The 18,606-nt window shown below is 46.2% G+C and carries 18 protein-coding genes and 1 riboswitch; of the genes, 1 reads left to right on the top strand and 17 read right to left on the bottom strand.

The window, feature by feature from the left end; genetic code table 11:
- Positions 1–219: 219 nt before the first annotated feature.
- A complete protein-coding gene (locus tag NYE45_RS05080) occupies positions 220–1,278 on the bottom strand; it encodes a CotH kinase family protein (protein WP_340015880.1) in 1,059 nt (352 codons plus the stop codon).
- A gap of 900 nt (positions 1,279–2,178) precedes the next feature.
- On the opposite strand from NYE45_RS05080, the gene NYE45_RS05075 reads away from it, so the two are divergent.
- Positions 2,179–2,427 carry a hypothetical protein gene (locus tag NYE45_RS05075; protein ID WP_340015879.1) on the top strand — a complete coding sequence of 83 codons (249 nt, stop codon included), beginning with the start codon at positions 2,179–2,181 and terminating at the stop codon, positions 2,425–2,427.
- A gap of 168 nt (positions 2,428–2,595) precedes the next feature.
- Here NYE45_RS05075 and NYE45_RS05070 read toward each other — a convergent pair whose 3' ends face one another.
- The 16 genes from NYE45_RS05070 to NYE45_RS04995 all read right to left on the bottom strand — a co-directional run bounded on the left by NYE45_RS05070 (position 2,596) and on the right by NYE45_RS04995 (position 18,595).
- Entirely contained in the window at positions 2,596–3,162 is a 567-nt protein-coding gene (locus tag NYE45_RS05070) for a hypothetical protein (RefSeq protein WP_340015878.1), read from the bottom strand.
- A gap of 146 nt (positions 3,163–3,308) precedes the next feature.
- Positions 3,309–4,412, bottom strand: coding sequence for a toxic anion resistance protein (locus NYE45_RS05065; RefSeq protein ID WP_036606281.1), 1,104 nt, complete (start codon positions 4,410–4,412; stop codon positions 3,309–3,311).
- 11 nt (positions 4,413–4,423) lie between these two features.
- Complete coding sequence (locus NYE45_RS05060; protein ID WP_340015877.1) at positions 4,424–5,176, bottom strand: hypothetical protein; 753 nt, start codon at positions 5,174–5,176, stop codon at positions 4,424–4,426.
- A 147-nt stretch (positions 5,177–5,323) separates the two neighbouring features.
- Positions 5,324–6,373 carry an ATP-grasp domain-containing protein gene (locus NYE45_RS05055; RefSeq protein WP_340015876.1) on the bottom strand — a complete coding sequence of 350 codons (1,050 nt, stop codon included), beginning with the start codon at positions 6,371–6,373 and terminating at the stop codon, positions 5,324–5,326.
- On the bottom strand, positions 6,374–7,222 hold the full coding sequence (locus NYE45_RS05050) for a hydrolase (protein WP_340017305.1): 849 nt from the start codon (positions 7,220–7,222) through the stop codon (positions 6,374–6,376).
- Positions 7,222–8,373 carry a cysteine protease StiP family protein gene (locus NYE45_RS05045; RefSeq protein ID WP_340015875.1) on the bottom strand — a complete coding sequence of 384 codons (1,152 nt, stop codon included), beginning with the start codon at positions 8,371–8,373 and terminating at the stop codon, positions 7,222–7,224. The genes NYE45_RS05050 and NYE45_RS05045 overlap by 1 nt, the downstream gene beginning before the upstream one ends.
- Positions 8,370–9,803 (bottom strand): phosphoribosyltransferase family protein, encoded by a 1,434-nt coding sequence (locus NYE45_RS05040; RefSeq protein ID WP_340015874.1) that lies wholly within the window; start codon positions 9,801–9,803, stop codon positions 8,370–8,372. The genes NYE45_RS05045 and NYE45_RS05040 overlap by 4 nt, the downstream gene beginning before the upstream one ends.
- Complete coding sequence (locus NYE45_RS05035; protein ID WP_340015873.1) at positions 9,733–10,935, bottom strand: HpcH/HpaI aldolase/citrate lyase family protein; 1,203 nt, start codon at positions 10,933–10,935, stop codon at positions 9,733–9,735. Before NYE45_RS05035 ends, NYE45_RS05040 begins: the two co-directional genes overlap by 71 nt.
- A 207-nt stretch (positions 10,936–11,142) precedes the next feature.
- Complete coding sequence (locus NYE45_RS05030) at positions 11,143–12,399, bottom strand: TerD family protein (RefSeq protein ID WP_340015872.1); 1,257 nt, start codon at positions 12,397–12,399, stop codon at positions 11,143–11,145.
- 25 nt (positions 12,400–12,424) lie between these two features.
- A complete protein-coding gene (locus tag NYE45_RS05025; protein ID WP_036606267.1) occupies positions 12,425–13,006 on the bottom strand; it encodes a TerD family protein in 582 nt (193 codons plus the stop codon).
- Between the two features lie 94 nt (positions 13,007–13,100).
- Complete coding sequence (locus NYE45_RS05020) at positions 13,101–13,676, bottom strand: TerD family protein (RefSeq protein WP_062837432.1); 576 nt, start codon at positions 13,674–13,676, stop codon at positions 13,101–13,103.
- A 67-nt stretch (positions 13,677–13,743) separates the two neighbouring features.
- The gene (locus NYE45_RS05015) at positions 13,744–14,337 is read right to left on the bottom strand and encodes a TerD family protein (RefSeq protein WP_062837433.1); all 594 of its coding nucleotides are present in this window, start codon (positions 14,335–14,337) and stop codon (positions 13,744–13,746) included.
- 40 nt (positions 14,338–14,377) lie between these two features.
- Complete coding sequence (locus NYE45_RS05010) at positions 14,378–14,824, bottom strand: tellurite resistance TerB family protein (protein ID WP_253430806.1); 447 nt, start codon at positions 14,822–14,824, stop codon at positions 14,378–14,380.
- 245 nt (positions 14,825–15,069) lie between these two features.
- Positions 15,070–15,879, bottom strand: coding sequence for a transglutaminase-like domain-containing protein (locus NYE45_RS05005; protein ID WP_340015871.1), 810 nt, complete (start codon positions 15,877–15,879; stop codon positions 15,070–15,072).
- Positions 15,880–15,894: 15 nt separating this feature from the next.
- A riboswitch (cyclic di-GMP riboswitch) is annotated at positions 15,895–15,977 on the bottom strand.
- A 227-nt stretch (positions 15,978–16,204) separates the two neighbouring features.
- Complete coding sequence (locus NYE45_RS05000) at positions 16,205–16,675, bottom strand: class D sortase (protein ID WP_340015870.1); 471 nt, start codon at positions 16,673–16,675, stop codon at positions 16,205–16,207.
- Between the two features lie 213 nt (positions 16,676–16,888).
- Positions 16,889–18,595 (bottom strand): collagen binding domain-containing protein, encoded by a 1,707-nt coding sequence (locus NYE45_RS04995; RefSeq protein ID WP_340015869.1) that lies wholly within the window; start codon positions 18,593–18,595, stop codon positions 16,889–16,891.
- Positions 18,596–18,606 lie beyond the last annotated feature (11 nt).

The raw sequence follows: 18,606 nt of genomic DNA, 5'->3' as shown, positions 1-18,606 counted from the left end.
TAAACCGATAGCACGTTCCAGCTCAGAGCCTCCATTAGACATGTTGTTTTCTCCACTGCGTCCAATATGTAATGATTTCTATGTACACATATGGTTATTATAGCGTATTTTACAATCCCGCTTCTATTCTTATTACCCTACTTTTCCCAATACAATAAACTTCGCATCATTTTGTCAGTAAAAAAAGGAAGGTCTCCCTTCCCCGCGCTAGTTAAGTGCTTACAGCTGATGTAATCTCTCGGTCAAATATTCCCGCCGTTCCGCCACGTAGGTACGAATTCGCTCCGGTTCACCCGCAAATACATCCAGGGGCCATTTCATGTAAGGATCTTGGTCGACCTCTTCACGAATGTCATTGTGCAATCGATGGACTATAGGCATAATTCGCTTCTCTGTAAAAGCATTCATCAGCTGCTGCCGTAGCAGCTTCTTATATTGCTCACGAAAATGTCGGAAGGCCAGCATTTTGCCCGTAAGTTTATTGTACCCCTGGATACGAACAAGGCTGGCATCCACCTTAGCCCCGTAACAATTTCTTCCCCAGGTTCCTTCATAATCCCATGGCAGAATACCATACTTTTTGGTTTTTGTTTTCTCATACCACGTGTAATTCTGATCAAATCCATCAAAATTGCCCGTAAATACAGCCCCGCATAACCAGCGTAGATAGTTGTCCGTATCAATCCGCGACTGTAAAAAACGAAACAATTCCAGCCTGGACTTCGTGTTCAGTTGTTGAATAAACGTCCGCAGCCTTGTTTTATCCACATCCTTGCCGCGGATTAGACTGTATCCTGATAATAGGTTCGCGCTTGTGCTCGTTGATGATGAGTTCGAATTAATTGTAAACCCGGCATGATCATTGATCGCATAGAAGATACTGCGCACAGGAATTCTCCTTTGGCGAAAAAAGAAGGATTTCACCCCTTCGATCCGCAGATATACACCCAACAGCTCCCCATTAAGGTAGAGCACGCAGTGCCGAGTAGCGGGCGCCGGTACACGAATGGACTCGAAGAAACGAAAAGACAGCGCATTGCGAAGCAGTGAGGGGTCATCATACTCCGCATTAAAATGATACGTTCGGCTGGATGTACGAATCTCAAATGACTTTTTGGGATAACCGCGTGTATGCCCTCCTCGATAACGAATCCGGATCGGAATCTGCTTGCCTTCCATCTGTATGGAACCTTTAACCAGTTGTTCAGACCATATATTAGATGTTAATTGTTGATACTCCTGCGCAGGCACAGCAATCCGGTAGACAGGTAAACCCATGTTCATCCGCCTTTCATGACCTGTAATATGGGTCCGTTAAGTACTACCTGCATCCTATGCAGGAGCACAACAGATCGAACGGGCATATGCACAGGATCATGCAAGCAAATGCGAATGTAAGGTACTCGAATACGAAAAAGATAAAGAATCTATCATCTATAAATATACAAAACTTTTTATAGATGATAGCCAATTTGATATACAAATGGTTTGTTGGCTAGTCCCTCCAACGCGCATGCCACATATGATTAAACTACAGACAAACTTGAATGCAGATTGAGAGATTACAACGCATCCGTCATTTTAGTTGATCTGAACTTATGTTCTGGAAGGGGTAAATACAATGTCTATGAATGGTCAGGGAATACGAGGTTTGCTTGGGAGAGAAGTCAAAGTCAACCGGGGTCCGGAAGCAGTGCAAGGCAAATTGATAGATGTTCGTGGTGATTATATGGCCGTTAGCTGTAAAAAAGGATACGTATATGTAAATGGATTAAATGTCAAAAGCATCACCGACACAGGTCGCTCTAGTGGTAGCTCAACTCCAATAAACAATCCTATTCCTTCTAATTCCTTTTTGGAAGTCTTACAGGCACTGCGTTTCAGACGTGTACTGATTAATGAAGGCAGTCGGGATGAGGTGGAAGGAATCCTCGCTGAGGCTAACCAAAACCAGTTAATTATCACAACAGATCGCCAGGAAGTGGTTCGAATTCCGACATATCACGTCAAATCGATATGCATCGTTCGTGGCGGCAATAAATCTAGCGGAAACAAATCCTGCGGAAAACCATCTCACCCTAACAAATCGACTGGACACAAGTGTTGCGAGAAGCATCCTCACAAATCTACCGGACACAAGTGCTGTGAGAAACACCCTCACAAATCTACCGGACAAAAGTGCTGCGAGAAGCACCCTCACAAATCTACCGGACAAAAGTGCTGCGAGAAACATCCTCACAAATCTATCGGACAAAAGTGCTGCGAGAAACATCCTCACAAATCTACCGGACAAAAGTGCTGCGAGAAGCACCCTCACAAATCTACCGGACAAAAGTGCTGCGAGAAACATCCTCACAAATCTACGGGGTATATCTCGGGCCGGAGAAAGTAAACGATGCCTGCAAGCCAAGTGATCTGCCAGTGTAAAGGAGAATAATGATGGTGGCCCTAGGCTCCGCCAGAACTTCTCCCTCTGGGAGATCCCTGTAAAATAACATATGAAGATCGCCCTCCATATGACACATGCAAATCAGGAGTATCTGCCTAACTTCGCAGAAATATAGTTATCTGTTTACATACCAAGCGAGATGTTCACTACCATCTTCTGCGTCCACGATCACCTCGATTGTGATCATTCAACTCACCAAGACGATCGTATGTCTCTTTATATATCCGAATCACGGCCTGAACTTTAATAAAATCAGCATCTTCCGGTCCAAGCCCCTCCATAAACATTCTCTGAATGATCTGTTGGAAGAACTGCACTCTGGCCTCAATCTGTTCTTGCTCAAGCTGCAATACTTCTTCGAAACTGTGGTTCCCTATGTAATCCATCAATTCATCATCATGACTGGAATAATCTGCGTTTCTTCGATCTGCTACCCATTCATCCGGCTCGTCGGACTGGAGATTAACACTCGTGCGAAGCTGAGATAAGATGATTTTCTCTTTGGCCAACATGACATGAAAATCTTTGTTACGAAGCAACTCAGACACAATCAGACTGCACATTTCACGATTTTGGATCAGTATGCCGTCAAATGGATGCAGTGTCCACTCCCCGTTTGCAAAATACAGGTTAAAGTTAAAGAACTCACTGCCATATTTGTATTGAATATTAATCTTGGTCTCATCAATAATCTCGAATGAAAAGTCCAGCATGTTCAGCAAGCTCCTTCGCACAACCCCAGATTTTAACTTCATTCTATCAAACAAATGAAACAAAGAGACGCACTCAGCGTCCCTCGTAGAAAATAAAACCATGCAGTGATGTCCATGCCATATGCAGTGAGTCCCTACACTATTACCTAATCCAGAAAAGATCCTAATGCACTGGAATCCGGTTTGTTTTTCTCCGGAATGGCAGCAGCCTTCGGTCCCTCCAGACCCAGTCGATCACTCATTTTGGCGTTAAGTGTCGTCATCTTGTTCGTGTAGTCATTACAGCTCTCGATGATCCGGCGATTGGACTGCTCGGACAGATCCAGCGCAGACATCAGATCACCCATCGCCTGATTGACTGCTTCAAGGGACATAGCCGGTTTGGACAACAGCTCATTCGTTTTCTCTGTCGTTGTCTTCAACAATCTGGCGTTCTCCTTGAATTGATCTTCAATCGTCTTATTCGTAGCTTCCACAGCAGAAATGACCTTCTCCTGATCATTGAGTGCCATGGCAATCATGGCCGAAACGGTGATCAGATTCGCTGTTTTATCAATGGCATTATTAACCGAATCAATCAGCTTGTCATTGTTATCATTAATAATATCGGTAGCTGCGATCGCCTGATTGTACAGCATGATCATCTCTGTCATGGATTGGGTACGTGTTACTACTTTGCGCAACCCACGCTCCAGATGTGCTTTACGATTCTCATTCTCAGGCTTGGCGATCTCGGTTTCAAACAAGGCTTTCAATTGATTACCGAAGGAAATTTTGGTCTGCAGATTGTAGATTTCCTGAATGGAAGAACGTTTCAACTGACGCATATTCACGATGCTTTCTTCCAGGTTGTCCTTGCCGTCCCGCAACCCGTTAATGATGGCATCAATGTTCGTGCGAACGGATTGATAACGATACACGTAGTTTTTCAGCGGGCTTTTACGTAACAACTTCCCAACAAAACTCACATTTTTACTCTGTTGCAAACTTTCACATTCATCGCGGAGCTTCAGGATCATGTTCGATACCTCGGCCCGGTTCCCCGACATCAGTTCATTGACTGGACGATCAAGCAGCTTGAGGGTCTGTCCTGCTCTCTCTTGTGTTTTCACGCCCAACTTGCCGATATCATCCATTAAGGTATCCAGATGAGCCGGATCACTTTGGGACACTTTCTGAATAAGCTGCGTTGCTTCCTGGTTAATTCGTTGCTCATCTTCCTGCTTCAACTGAGCCCATTCCGTTGCCATGTCAATCCCTCCTATAATTCAGAGCTGTTATAACGTTGATGTATCAGTTCCGCTTTGTTCTGAAGCTCCATTAAGTCTTTATGTTCAATCGTTGATACAATATCCGATATCTTGGAATCCACGTCTCTAAGACCATTCAGCAGCATACGCCGATTATTGCGTTTGGCTTCTCCACTTAAACGTAAAAACGGATTAATAAAACCGTTCAGGTCTTTCAAAATCAGTCTGCGTACCGTGTGGTTGATATCCCCGTTATTCAGCTCCTGAAGGGAAGGGATCACACGCTGCAAACGGGCAAACAACGCCAGTGATTTCTCCACGATCTCATTATCCAGCTCGTTCTTCTGACCTTCGGAGATAATCATATCCTCCAGAACTTCCAGGTATTCAATTACCGGATCAAATACAGGATCTGGTTCGTTCCGGGGAGGCTTCGCTTGTTCTGTGCCCGCATGTTGTGAGGGACTGGAACTCGAATGAGGCTGTGCCGGAGAAGCTTCTATAGTCCCTGTTGGCACTGCGCTCGGTGCTTGTCCCCCGTTCAAGCGGGATGGTTCATTTCCGATATCTGTGATGGGTACAGGGGCTGACGACGAACCCTCGACCTGTGTACGTGGCGTGGAACGTGAAGGAATCAGTCCCCCGACCACAGTTGCCAGTGCCGGAATCGCCCACGTGATCACATCCGGTAGAAAGGGACTCGAGATTGCCGCGAGACCATAACCGACCAATGCGCCTATACCTATCTTCGTTTTCCGTAACATTACTTGTCCTCCTGCCTTAACAACACATAAAGTGCATATTCAAAAAGTCTGGTTTTCAGTACCGAGAAGATGGACTTTTTGAATAACCTCTCATCCGTATTGTAAAAAAACCATCCAGAAGGTGTCAATGTTGAGGAAAATTCTCAGCTAGACGTGGTGTACTCCGCTTACCTTCTGAACGTCGATTATAAATGGCTGTTCGATATGACTTCCCAGTATGCCAAACTTCGGATGAAGCGGTCCAATATCATGGCCAAGTGCAGATTTGACCGCCAAATAAGGGAAGTTCACGCCCGACAGACAAGACATATGCAACCCACCCGACATTCTCGGATTGATCTCCAGCAGCTTCGGTGTATCCTTGCGATACTTCATCTGTATATTAAAATTATAAGGAATCCGATATACTTCTGCCACATTGCGGGCAATCGTCAGCAATTCCTCGTTTTCTTCGAGCAAACGTAAACGTCCTCTTTCTTTTCTACGCGGGATCGCCGTTATGAGTTTCCCATTACGGTCCGAAAGACAGTCAATGCTGTATTCATAACCTTCCAGTACCTCCATCACCATGACATTGGGAAAGGACGGAGCAGAAGAGAATGCGCGCAGGGCATCTTCATATGAAATCGAGTTCAGCGCATATCCGAACAACTCCTGCAACGGATCACGTTCATTGTTGATCACCCGGAATCCCATGCCGCCCTCACCATTACATGGTTTGAAGCATACATCATGTCCACGTGCACGCAGCGCCTCATAGGCTTGCTGGAATTGTGCAGCATTACTGACCGTGAAATAATCCGGAATTTCCATAATGCCCTTCTCACGCACCGATTCATAGAAACGGTCTTTCTCCATCAATTGTTCCAGCAATTCCGTGTCCGAGCATACGATAACCCGTGTACCAATCTCTTCGAACAGGGAGATATGTCTGCTGATGTCCAGCATGTTCCAGCGTGGAATAAAGACATCAATCTGATGACGACGGCAAAAGTCGAGGCAAAAATCAACATACTCCCGGCCCGTTACACGTGGTTCAATTTCCGCAACATCACAGCCCTGTAATGCCATATGTCCCGGATCAGGATGAGTACCGTAGATCTCAAATTCCATGCCGTCCTCATTGTCCCGAATCGCATTCATATAATGATACGTTACAGAGAACCAACGGTTGAAGTAAATCTTCATTTTTTTCATTTATACGGTCTCCCTTATCACGGCATGGTCTATCTGGATCTGTTGATCGTTATGAATACGGTGGACGTAATCGAGAATCTCATCCGCTGCAAATGCACCGAATTGTTCCGTAAATTGATACGGTACTTGCTCAGGTACACGCTGTCTCTCCACATGCAGCTCTCCGTGAGATGGAGCAATGGCATGCTGCGCAAAGTCCAGCAAACAACGATCCAACAAAGAGTCACCTGAAGCAATCACAGGCACATCACCGATACGTTGCCTAATATGCTCCACTGCAGCTCGCTTGTTCACGGCCGAAGGCACCAGATAGAGCTTTCGACCCTGAATCGAACTCTCCCATCCCAGCGTCTCTAACACCCGAATCTTGTCCACAATGCGTTCCATTGGAAGCTTGTCACGTTCGATCAGCAATGCAAAGAACAGCTCATCACATAATCGCTGGTTAATCACCCACTCCGGGCTCAGTACGTCGTCAAATAAATCCAGGATCTCTTCGGGAGTAGCCGCCTGCTGACGAAGCAAAGAACGGATGTGCAGATTCCATTCACCGTCTACCTCACCGTCGACAATGATGTTGCCACCATTACTCGTCACTGCATATTTCGGGATACATTCCGTCTGAAAAATATGAATACGCCGGTACTGCTCCACGGTACGTGTCGTCACAGGCATAAATACAATGTCTTGTGGCAAAGACTGCAACCGCTCCAGTGCATATGCTGACATAAACGCGGACAACTTGCCGTTAATCCACTCTGCGGGAACAAGTCCCGGTGTATCTTCGGGAATACGGAGCGCACGACGGGAGTACACCAGCGTCTGGTCCAGATCACTTGCGTAGATCATCATTCTCCTCCACCTCCCAGGGATTGAATAATGCCGCAACAGGAATAGGTTAGTCCCGGATATACCTCAACCTGCACATTCCTGTCTCTCGCGAGCATCATAATATGTTGTAAATCCGGATTATCCAGTCGATCCACAAGAATTTTCCAGGGGATCCGGCGCAATAACACTCGGGTTGTTTCCCCGATTCCGGGTTTGATCAGATTGATGTTCGCAATGCCAAAGGATTGCTGGATGGACTCGATATCCTGCCAGCCTTTCCAGGTGATTTCCGAAGTAGCGGTAGCATTGTCCTCCGTTCGAATCTCCGCTTGGTCCATCATTTGCGGAAAATGCTGAGCGATGGTATCCACGTATTGGGTCGACACATCCGCAGAGGACCATTCTCGATACCATTTGGCTCCGTGAAAATCTGACGGCCCAATCAGATCATCCCGAAGTACTGTACGGCTCACGAGTCCCGAGACGGTGGAATTCAGACAAGCACTAGGAATAAGATAATCTTCCCTTGTCCCAAAAGTTGCTGAACATTGCCCCGGATCAGCCAACACAGCAAGATCATTATCCAGGTTTATGCCATAAGTCCGTTCCATTTGGTCACAGGACTCTTTCAGCACTTTGCGAATAGCCCCTTTTCCTGTCCAACCATCTACAAACTGAATGGCTGTTTCCAGCCCATGTTGCTGTAAAATATATAAAATTGCGTTCTCGTCCATACCCTTGCCACGAATAATTGAAATGCTATAATGCGGAATCGTCACCTTGTATTTCAATTCAATATAACGCTTGATCAGGATACCCACAGGCGTTCCAGCTCGAGCCAGAGATACCAGGACAAGATTCAGTCCTCTGCGCTCTACAATCTTCTCAGCCACAATGGCGGTATGACGTGCAATTCTTGCGGCGGATTGTTCCAGCGTCTGGTGAAACAGTTCGATGTATTCTGCTGTAGGCTGATATTCCACAGGCAGCATCTCCGAATAATGAACCCCGGATTGGATCGCCTGCTCCCGTTCACCCGTTCCCTTTTCCAGATCCACATGACTGATATCCTTCAATAGGAAAACAACGTCCGATGCAGCATAGCTGCCCATCGGTTCGGGAGACTGAATCTCACGTTGTCTGATTAGCTCCAGTGTAGTTAAGTTCATTGCTCGTTGTCCCCTGTCTTCTCTGGCAAGCCGCAATATACGATATGAATATGTGCGCATCCCAACTGCCCCAGTACCTTTAACATCGGTTCCATTCGTTCTTCGGACATCTGTCTCTCCAGCAGCACAAAAATCTCGTCATATTGCCCCGGGGCAATATTATAGATAAAGTTACGAACGGAAGCATCTTCTGGCGAGGCATATCCGGCACCACTAACAACAGCATATCCAGGAGCTGGATGTGTATGGATCGGACTGCGGGTAGTGGATTGATAAAACACGCCTTCTCCCATCTCAGCCGCAATACGCATCGGAATGTACATGAATTCCCCTGTTCCCATCACCAACGTCCGTTCTCCTGTACGCTGCGATCGAAGTCGTTCTGCAATCCGGCTAATCTCCTGACGTAATACGCCATTATGTCGCGATTGCATACCAAATCTGCCCGTATGCTGAACGTAGCTCGCTGTGCTGCGTTTGCCTTCACCATCCTCCGAAGTGGCATGCAGCTGTTCAAAGGCATCGGCAACGGTAGATGTCTGAAGCATGACCGCATGTTGGGTCTGCTGGTCAGCTTGCTGTGTTGGTTCCAACTGTGGAGTCCCTTCCACTTCAATGCGGCCTTTTAACAGGCTCAACGGTGTAATGGTAATCCCCAGCTCAGCTTCCAACTCGGCAAAACGAAGCTCGTCCGTTTCCGTACGCCAGTCCAACAGTGAAGCAATCACATATTGCTTCCGAGGATAGCTAGCCTGAATATCCCGAATGATATTCAACGTCGTTTTGCCCGTCGTAATCTCGTCGTCCACCAGAACAATCGGACCCTCTCCTGCAAAGGCTTCATGATCCAACGCATAACAACGATGAGCCATCGCGTGGGAATGTTCTTCTTCAAATTGAATATCTGGATGCATCGCTGGAACATATTCGCGAGTGGTGTGAATGTAAGAGGCATGGTCAGCAAACATCTCGTACATGCTGTGGCCCAGCGCTGTAGCTGTCTCGGCAAAACCAACAAAACGAATCGTTTCCGGCAAACTCAAGCTTTCTTGCAACAGCATGTTGTACACTTGCCGGGCTTGCTTGGGATCAATTAACCCCTCGACCATTTCCCGTTTCCACTTGGCTACTTGAGCGTTTGTCTCTTCCGTCTTTTCTGTCAGGTGCTCATACAGCAGAACAGCCAATGCCGCGCCGCTCAGAAGCGACGTATACGGGTTAACCGGAATATGCTTGCCGAGTAGCTTACTTACAAACAGAAATGAACGTTTCTTATTGATTCGTGCAGCCATTGAGAAAAGTGATTCCAGTGGCAGTTCCAGCGGGTTATGTGTGACCTGAACGTGCAGACTGAATTGATCAAGAATTGGGAAGGTAGTTATGTTGTTGTTCGTGCTTGGGCAAGAGCCCGACAAAATGCTGCTGTTCATGTAACACCCCATATATTTGTGATCGGATTAGAATTCGATTCGCCCAGCTCAAGTGTGGTTTAATCTCGTTCATTTTGTTATAGTAATTACTTTTGAATACACCCAGGCTACCGTCATTACGGGCTATGATGTCTTGGGCATCGGAATATTCCTCATGTGTAACAACGTACATCGCTTGTACGGGCTTAATATGAGAAGGATGAATGATCGTTTTGCCTACAATTCCATTTTCCTTGTCCATCATGACTTCACGCATCAATCCATCCATTGTGTTCGTAATATATTTCATTCTCAGATGCAGCCCTGATTTGCCGAGGGTTTCTTCGAATGGGGTCTGTCGCAATTGAGGTTTGAACACGCGCTCCCGCTGACTGAAATATTCCCAGACAGGACCCGAGATCACATATGGCTTGTCCATCCGCCCAAACAGATTGATAATATCCGAGATGCAGTCACGGATCGTGGCAATATCGTAAATGGTCAATTCCGGGCTGCGGCGTAGTCCAAACAGGCTGGAGAAATCGGTCGCACCAATGCGTACATTAAGCACATATTCATCATTCTCATCGAGGATGTTTCGAAGGTCCAGCAAGGTCTCCCAACGTGTCTCACGATAGATTATCGAAGCAGTCTCCAATATGGGCATACCATAGAGAACGGGATAATGCTCCGGTTTCAGTTGATTATACTTGCGGATCTGGTCGAAATAAGCCCTGCCATTCCCCACACAAAACTTGGGCAAAGCCAAGCCTGTCAGCATGGATACCAGTTCTCCCAACGTATCAATCAGACGTTCCAACTGTTGTGGTGAGCGTACACGAGCAAACAGAAGAGGCATTCGATCCTGACTGAGCATGCCTGTCTCCATATAAGTCATCAGTTGAGTCAGATGCTGTACCAGACACTGCTCGGCAAACTCCACTTGGTCGTCACCCACAGCGTCCTCCAGATCAATAATAATGGTCGTCAGACCTTCATGCTTACCATTCATAATGTCGTCCGCGATATGTGTGCGCGTCGCGGGCATATATAAAGCAGCCCCAACAGCATATGCCAGTAAATCTTTGGAAGTCCGGTGATTGAACGAGACGGGTGAAGAGAAAAATAAAGTATCTTCTTCTTCCAGACTCAAAAAATTGAAATATTTCAGGATTGTCTCCTCCTCGCACCTTTGGCAATAGCCAATCTGCATGAATTGATTCCAGCTGTCGGGGCATAAAAACCAATCCCTCCTTAATCTGGAGGGATTGATGGTCTATTATCGAGGATAACGTTGGTCAACAGTATCCTTGCAATGGTGCTGACCGATACAGCATTTATATTGAATAAGTACGAATGATTATTTTCTTCCTGCAACCCACTGCATTCCCCAGTCATGAGCCTCGTCCAATGCCTGATGACCATTATAGAACTGCACGATTCGTTCAATGCTGAATGTCTCATTGTTCACATTACGTAACATGGCAATGCCACACATGCCGAGCGGACTCCCGTATTCATTCATTCGGACAATGATATCGGGACCGTCCTTCTGCTGAATGGTTACCACACCGTCTACTTGAGACCAGTTGGCCACACCACCATAAATATAGGTAAATACCAGAATGCGCTCAATTTCCGAGATGCGGGCACCATTAATCCGTAGATTCTCTCCCGTCTTAACCGATCCCGTCCGGTCATCCCCATCCAGGGCAATGTAAGGGAACCGGTTCAGCGAGCCAAACGTTTGTCCCAAAGCCTGAATCACGTCCCGTGTACCATCCTTCATCTCGAACAGGCAACCCAAGTCCAGATCCACACTCTTGCTGCGACCAAATAACCCTTTGCTACCCTGTTGATTCCAGTTCAGGTTAATCAGGATTTCACCAAGTCCCCCCGCATTTTTCTTGAGGTTAATGGTGTCCCCCTTCTTCTTCAATTCAATTTTGCTGAAATTGATCGAATTCACAGGAGAAGGCGTCGGTTCTGGTACGGGCGCCGGGGGTGGTGGAGTCGGTGCAGCTGTCGGAGGAACGGTTGAAGTCGTTGGCGCAGGGTCTGATCCACCATCCACATCCACACCAAAGTTGGCACATAGTGCATTCAAGCCGCCTGCAAAACCCGACCCTATTGCATTGAACTTCCATTCTCCGTTATGGCGATACAATTCACCGATGACAATCGCGGTCTCCACTGTAAAACCGCTTCCCAGATCGTATCTCATCACTTCCTGACCTGTAGCTGCATTGGCAAACCGTAGAAAACCATGCTGAACCTGTCCAAAATGATGGCGTCGTGCTTCACCGTCATGAATCGTCAGGCTGAAGGCGATTTTCTCCATTCGAGCAGGAATTTTGTCAAGATCAATGGCGAACTGTTTCTTCTCGCCACCAACCTGCCCGCCATCCTTATACGTGATGAACGAGGTAGAGGGCTGGTTATAAAAGATAAAATCCTCATCTCCAGCCACTTTATTGTCTGAACCCAGAAGGAATGCTGATGTGTCCAGCTCCATACCCGAGGCTGCCTCCCAACCAATGCCTACCGTTAGACGGGACAAGCCCGGATTGGTTTTGGTCAGATCACTCTTCTGGCCTTTCACGACAGAAATCGCCATAGCAGACTCACCTTTCTATGCCAAGTTATTGTGCATCCAGTCCGTAATTTTTGCATAAAGCAGATAGTCCACCTGTGAAGCCGCTGCCTACCGCCTGGAATTTCCAGTCCGCACCTGCACGGTAGAACTCACAGAACACCACAGCTGTTTCGGTAGAGTAGTCTTCTCCGAGGTCGAACCGAAGCACTTCCCGATCGCTTGCAGCATCGACAACACGAACGAAAGCGTTGGAGACTTGTCCAAAATTCTGCCCTCGTCCATCTCCATCATAGATGGTTACGGTAATACCGATCCGGTGAATGTGCGCAGGAATTTTACTGAAATCAACGACAACTTGCTCATCATCCCCGTCACCCTCACCCGTGCGATTGTCACCGGTATGTGTCACTGAACCCGCACCGCCGCTTGGATTGTTGTAAAAAACAAAGTCATCCGTACCTTTGGCTTTTCCATCTTCGTACAACAAAAAAGCCGAAGCGTCCAGGTCAAAATCGACTCCACCACTATATTTGTTCGTATCCCAACCCAAACCAACCACCACACGGGTAAGGCCCGGATTTGTCTTAGTCAGGTCAATACGTTGTCCTTTGGCAAGACTGATTGTCATTTGTTTTTCCACCCTTCCAAAGATATGTGATTAAATGAAAAGGAGAACCGTCCAGGAGACGGTTCTTCCCATCCTGTAAGTCGTTCTGTACGTCCTATTGCAAACCGTAGTCGCGTGTCAATCCAACCAATCCATCTTGGTAACCACTACCGATGGCACTGAACTTCCACTCGCCGTTATGACGATACAATTCACCAACAACTACACCTGTTTCAATGGAGAAATCTTCTCCCAGATCGAAACGAATCAGTTCTTCGCTGTTTGCTTCGTTGACAATTCGCACATAAGCACGGGAGACTTGTCCGAAGTTCTGGCTACGTTCTGTAGCTTCGTAGATTGTAATGGAGAAAGCAATTTTCTCTACATTTGCGGGTACGTTAGGCAGGTCGATATTGATCTGCTCATCATCGCCGTCGCCATCTCCTGTACGGTTGTCACCGGTGTGAACAACAGAACCATTTTCATTTTGTGGATTGTTGAAGAAGATGAAGTTTTTCTCGCCTTCTACTTTACCGTTTGCATTGGCACAGAATACCGATACATCCAGGTCAAAGTCTTTTCCGCCATCATACTTATTGGTATCCCAGCCCAAGCCTACTGTGATTTTTGTCAAACCTGGGTTCGTTTTAGTCAGATCGATTTTTTGACCTTTAGAGAGATTAATTGCCATCGTATGATCATCCTCGCTTATTTAAATGTATTGTAGTTGAATCAATTTCATAGGTTAAATCTTGTACTTATGAGTACCTGCGAGCGAGTTCGTTGATATGTACCGCATGGGAACCCTCTCCAATTGCCGAGAATTTCCATTCGCCTCCATGACGATACAATTCACCACAGATCAACGCTGTTGAACCTGTGTAGTTATCGGATAGGTTGAACTTCACCAATTCACTGGAGTTTTTACCATCCAGAATACGAATATAAGCCTTCTCAATCATGCCAAAATCTTGTTTGCGATTGACACAATCGTAGATATTAACAACGATTAATACTTTATGAACATCAGCAGGAATACGGGACAGATCCATTTTGATCTGTTCGTCGTCACCGTCTCCCTGACCTGTTAGATTGTCACCTGAATGGATAACCGAACGACATGCACTTTGCTTGTTGTGGAAGCAAACCAGGTTGGAGTCCTTAACCAACTTACCTTCCTCATTCAACATGATCGCCGATGCATCACAATCGATATCCGCTTGTTTCTTTCTTCCGAAGAACCCTTTGGCAGTTACCGGGTCCCAACCGAGACCAGCAATCACCTCAGTAAGTCCTGCATTGCCTTTGGTTAAATCAATTTTCTGTCCTTTGACCAAATTAATGCTTGCCACTGATTTTCACCTCCCTTCACATGTAAAATATCTACCCAACTTAGAGATTGAATTCTCCCGGGTTCAGTCCAAGTACATTGCAGATCTCGGCAACCACTCTTTTCTCCTGATCGTCAAAGTTGCCGTCAGCTGAACCAATCGCACTGCATACGCCCACAATAACGCGGCCTACATCCGGCTTGGCTTTGAATTTCCCAATGGCTTTCAGTGCTTCCTGCTTCCCGATCTCCGGAGAGAACTCAAAGTTCGCCACGTAATGATTGAAGCGTGTAATCACTTCGCCCATGTCGAATACTTTCAATTCCTGACTCAGTTTAATATAACCGGCCATCTTGTTCTTCTCGGCTTCGTCAATGGAACCATCCGCGAAAGCAACCAGTGCACAGCCTGCAACTACGGCGTCCATAAAATCTTTATTTTTAAACTTTTTGACTTGCTCTTCAAGTCCTTGTTTTGTTGAATTTAACCAGCTTTTAAATGAACTCATACTCAACCTCCAATAGTTTCAAACATGGTGTTCTTTACTTTTTTCATGGTTTTCAGTAATTTTCATCCCTACATCATGATTGAATATAAGTTAAATTATTCCTTAACTATACTCTGAAATACGGCAATATTCTACATTTAAAAACAATTAATACCTTATGATACGCGTAGTTCTGAATATGGTTTCAAGCGGATTTCAAAAATGTACAACAAAAAAACCAGGACATGAATGTCCCGGTTTCTCGGCTAATATACTTTTTCTACTTTATATTTGGAGGAATCTTTGATCATCGTATATTTGGTTTTGCTTTTCTTCCATGATGCATCCACAGTTGTATCAATGGTCACCCATTTCCCGTCCAGATAGATTTCATTCCAAGCATGGTAAGTATCTACATAGGTGCTTGTTCCCATATTCAGCTTGGCTGGAATACCGACACTCCGGACCATCCCTGCAAACAGTGAGGAATATCCGTAACAGATCGCTTTGCGGGAAGCCATGGTAACATCCATTTCAGGTAAGTATCCGTCGCTTGGAAGGTTCGCGGCTAACTGATTGTCGTAGTTCACCGTACTAATAACATAGTTATAGATCGCTCTGACCTTGTCTGTATCCGTTTTTTTGCCTTTGGTCAGCTCTCTTGCTTTCGCAGCAGCTTGTTTGGTTGTAGCCCAATCCACATTCTGTATGGAATTCAGATATACACGGTTCGAGTTGCTGAGCTTCAAATTCACTTTTCCCTGCTCAATGATCTGATATAGCTTGCCACTGGTCTGTTCCAACAAAGTAATTGTGTATTCGCCATTCCCCATTTGCAGAGGAAATACCTCAGAAATTTTACCCGGAATCAGGTTATACGTGTATTTTTCCTGCCCTTTTGTAATCTGAACCTTGGTTCTGACAAGGGATTTGACATCATATTGCACACGGATGATACCTTCACCCATATTTGATGTATCCAGCCATTCCTGCCGATCTGCATACACGTGGCCTCCATGTACCAGACTTCCTGTGATCAGAAACATGATGATCAGCATCGCCATGAACTTGCGCATGACATGTTAACTCCCTTCGGTAGCCAGGCTGCCATGCTTATGCGGAAGGCCCTTTGGCTTTGCGTCCCTGCTTTTCAACAGGTTTGCCATTGTCGTATTACGTTGGTTGTTTTCCATCTTTACAAGATATATCGGATAGTTAATCCTTCCTATTGAATAGACCATTGTACCTATTTCAACATATGTATGACGATATCAAGTACTGTTGAATGTATTAAAGCAGCAAAAAAGCTGAACCCTTATCGGGTCCAGCTTTTTTTGTGTAACGCTATACTTTTGCGCTCCAGTTTGTTAAACCAATATCTAATACATACGTTAATGCTCATTACATAATTCGTGCCTGCACGATCAGGCGGTGCGTCGGATTAATCAGCGGATCACATGTAATGAGTGTAAGTAATCTGTCATCACCCTCGTTGTTTAGCACAGATATATCTGTAGGGTCCACAACCCTAATTCGGATGACTTCATACAAGTACTCTTGTCCATGTGTGCGTATCTCTACCTCATCACCAAGAACCACTTCATTCAGACGATTGAACAATCGCCCCGTGGTGTGTGCCCGATGAGCTGCAATCGCAGCATTTCCTGGTTGGCCTGGTGAAGCCGTTTCGCTCATGTGTACAGCAGCATGTTTCATATTCTGCTTGGTTGCTCCCTCCAGGATCGGCAGCTCCACATCAATACGATCGATCTCAATTACGCCGATTGCAGATGGGTTCACGATCTGGTCTTCAGCACGTTTCTTGTCTGATTCTTGTGAAGATGCAAGCTCATCATCTTCAGTATTCTCCAACAGATTCGATACGTGCTTGTAACTGTTGACTATACTTTGTCCAGCTGAAGTTCCTTCACTAGAAGAACGTGAGGATGTATCCTACGAAGATGCTTGTTCTGCCGACCTCAGCAACTGGCTCGTCTGCCTGTCCTCATGCCATTCCATCAGACCTGGATACAGGATAATTGCTATTCCTAGTATTAAAAGCACATATGCGAGTTTACGCATAGGCTAGACCTTTCTTCTGAACAATAGGCTGCTTCCGAGTAGTAATAAAATGATACCCGACACGTAAAATGGCATTTTGCTGTTTTCGCCTGTTTGTGGCAACATGCCTGTTTGTGTTCCCCCACCGTCAGGCTGTTGTGGCTGAGGTTCACCGACAGGAATGCCTTGGGGAATTGGATCATCGTTAATCACCACGGGTGGCTGCGAAGGCTCCACTGGCGTACTCGGGATAGCAGGTTCCTCACTTCCCGGTGTCTCCTCATCGGATGGTGTTGGATTCGGATCAACACCTCCCAGCGGAATATCCTCATCTTCAATGATCACCGGAACCGAAGCAACAGGCACCGGAGACCCTGGCACAACTGTTTCTATTGGTGTCTGCGGATCAGGGTCCGCGGGTGTGCCCGGTTCTGTTGGTGTCTGCGGATCAGGGTCCGCGGGTGTGCCTGGCTCTGTTGGTGGTACTGTTTTCTTCGTGTTGGTCACCACAATTGGCTTCACGTTACCTGTCTTTTTGACACCAGAATCAATTTTGATGGAAATCCGAGCTTGATCCACATCATAGCCTTCCGGAGCTGTAAGCTCCTCGAGCACATAGTCATCATACAACAAATTGTTGAATACGATTTTACCGTCGGCATCTGTGGTTTGGATAATTGGTGTACGTTTCTCAGCCTTGTCATATAGAGCGAATGTAGCGCCCTCCAGCATCTTATCCGGCTGTTCCTTGTCTACCTTGGTGACTTCAAGACTGCCTGTAACTCCACTACCTGTACCGCTACCGGAGGAAGTACGAACCGTAATTTGCTGCTGGGTCTCCCGCTTCTCTGTAGTTAGGCGGTTCCCCTCCATGCGGACTTTATTGCTAACTTTGGACTTATCCCCAGCATGTATGAACGACTGATACTCCAAGATATATGCGGATGAGATCGCCTCTACAAATTTTAGTTCAAAACGCTGTTTACCCTCTCCGTCTTTATGGATATTCAACGTATAATCGCGATCCCGAATCAACTCTTGATCTTTGGATATGTCGCCCTCAGCCGTTACTTTCGTTGAATAGAGATGGAAGGAATCACCCATTAGAATCTGATTTGCGCTCGGCTCATCGATAATCCGGGCATCGGAGACGTAAGATTGTCCTTCGTTAATGTTAAGTTTCCAATCGATTTTGTTACCGTTCTGAGCACCATTTTTCGTAATATATACGCCACCATGCGGGATGGTTACCGTTGCATTCCATTCGGCAACCGTTGTCCCACTGCTTTGTACAATCGCTTTATTTTTCACTTGCGAGGTTAGCAATTCACTCTCCAATGATGTTCTGAACGTGATCCAATAAGGGGTGCTGACGTTATCTGCAAATTGAATTCGGAGCTCATTCCCATTCTCTTGGGACGGCGCAATAACAGTGTACCGATCTGACGGTACTTCTGCTCCTTTACTCGCTCCATTCCATGTACCGGACAATGTCATATCGTAAACTTTTACCGAATCAGGGACCACCTTCTGTCCCTGTTGTAACACATCACGAACTTCCGTCTGGCTCCATGATTTCTTGTTGTAGTTCATCAAAATATCCCAGGTAATCTCTTTGTTGCTGGCATTATACGTGCCTCGTTTGGCCCCATTGTCTTTGGTGAGATTATCAGGCCAGAACCTGGCGTCTGTCTCTGCAGAACGCGGCTCATTATTTTGCGTCCATTCCATGTTCACTTTGT

It is taken from the genome of Paenibacillus sp. FSL K6-1318 (assembly GCF_037976905.1).
Lineage (GTDB): Bacteria > Bacillota > Bacilli > Paenibacillales > Paenibacillaceae > Paenibacillus > Paenibacillus amylolyticus_A.
The sequence above is the reverse complement of the archived record's forward strand: the minus strand, read 5'-3'. Positions and strand labels throughout refer to the sequence as shown.